This is a genomic window from Treponema endosymbiont of Eucomonympha sp., from assembly GCF_001028545.1.
Map to the genome: position 1 here is coordinate 1 of NZ_BBPW01000291.1, position 841 is coordinate 841.

Consider the following 841-nt stretch of genomic DNA (forward strand, 5'->3'; position numbering starts at 1 on the left):
ATGCCGGCAGGCGGCATTGTGACAAGCGGTACTGTCGCGGACTGTAGCCAGGCGCCTCTCCTTATGGAGGATTTGGAGGCGGAAGCGTTCCTTGCGGACAAAGCGTATGACACGAACGAACTGCTCGATATGCTTAAGGAAGCGGATATAACAGCCGTCATCCCTCCGGTTAAAAGCCGGAAAGAGCAAAGAGCGTACAGTCATGAACTGTATCGGGCGCGGCACGTCATTGAAAACGTCTTCCGCGCCCTCAAACGCTGGCGCGGAATCGCTACGCGCTACGCAAAGCTCACCGCTTCCTTCATCGCCGCCATTCATGTCAGGTGTTTATTCCTCTACCTTCCAGTCCACACTACCTAGGACAGGACAGAGCCTCTGTTTAGGGCGCGCATGAGACGCCTGCAAAAAAAGACGCTCGGATGGGCATAAAAAAAGAGCGGGCGTGTGCCCCGCTCTTATGCGTCCTCCTATATGTCGAGTTTCCTCAAGAAACTCGGTCGTTGCCCGTACCGACCTATATGTCGAGTTCCTTCAAGGAACTCGAACGTTCCCCGTGCGTTGGCACGGGGAACGCCGAACGCTCAATTAGCGAAAGCAAACCACGCTATGTCGCTCGCGTCTATAAAAAGCCAGCAGTCATGCTCCCTTTCGTCGAAACTCGCTAGAATGGTCATCTTCGCATTTCGGCAAGCCGTTTCGCTGCGACGCAGGTCGCTCCTATTCAAGAATCGCAGGCAGATTGCCGGCGTGTCCCTGCCTTCCTGCGTGTCGGAAGCATTTCGCAAAAAGACAGGCACGCCGCTGCCGGTCACCGCGTACAATAGCTCAAAATCAAAGCTTT

2 protein-coding genes are annotated in these 841 nt (G+C 54.8%); one reads left to right on the forward strand and one right to left on the reverse strand.

Translation table 11 applies throughout. From position 1 onward, the window contains the following. A partial coding sequence (locus AWU74_RS06605; RefSeq protein WP_062328218.1) for an IS5/IS1182 family transposase occupies window positions 1-360 on the forward strand: 360 nt, incomplete at its 5' end. 221 nt (window positions 361-581) lie between these two features. On the opposite strand, the gene AWU74_RS12765 is transcribed toward AWU74_RS06605, so the two are convergent. Beyond that, on the reverse strand, window positions 582-841 hold a 260-nt coding region (locus AWU74_RS12765; RefSeq protein WP_238580214.1), incomplete at its 5' end, for a hypothetical protein.